1 protein-coding gene is annotated in these 494 nt (G+C 58.9%); it reads right to left on the bottom strand.

Features of this window, described 5'->3' with window-relative positions; genetic code table 11:
* The coding region (locus tag ACETPC_RS12430) for a beta-galactosidase domain 4-containing protein (protein ID WP_380181826.1) at positions 1–494 on the bottom strand (494 nt) is incomplete at both ends.

The raw sequence follows: 494 nt of genomic DNA, 5'->3' as shown, positions 1-494 counted from the left end.
AAAGCAATTGGGAAACGCCATCAATCTGCCATTGTTCCAGCTCGCCACGCTGCGGACAAAACTGCCAGCGCTGCTGCCCATGCGTAATGGCAATAGCCGTATCGCTGCGGTCTAAAACGGGCGCAGAGAGATCCATCGTGCGTTCGGGTTCGGCCAGCAGCGACGGCAGCCGCCACTGCTCCCAGGCGACGCGGTGGTTTTTGTCAGACCATGGCGTAGCGTGCGGCTGGATAACGGCGACATTGAGCCACAACTCGCCCGTTAGCAACGGCAGTTCGCCCAATTCCAGTACGACTTCGCCTTCGGGCGCAATCATTAATGGCTGTTCGCCTGCCGCGATCCTGCGGCCGTTTTGCTCAATTTGCCAGTGCAGGGTTTCGTTATCCGTTGCGCGAAAAAGATATTCGCTGCGCACCGCCAGCCGCAGCGGCGAGCTGCTCTGAAGTGAAAACTGGAAAAATTGCTGGGCGCGCTGCGCTTCAAACAGCGAGGGG

The sequence above is a fragment of the Pantoea sp. sgz302252 genome (genome assembly GCF_042610525.1).
GTDB lineage: Bacteria > Pseudomonadota > Gammaproteobacteria > Enterobacterales > Enterobacteriaceae > Erwinia.
Note: the sequence above shows the minus strand (reverse complement) of the source record. Positions and strands in the feature narration are given on the sequence as shown.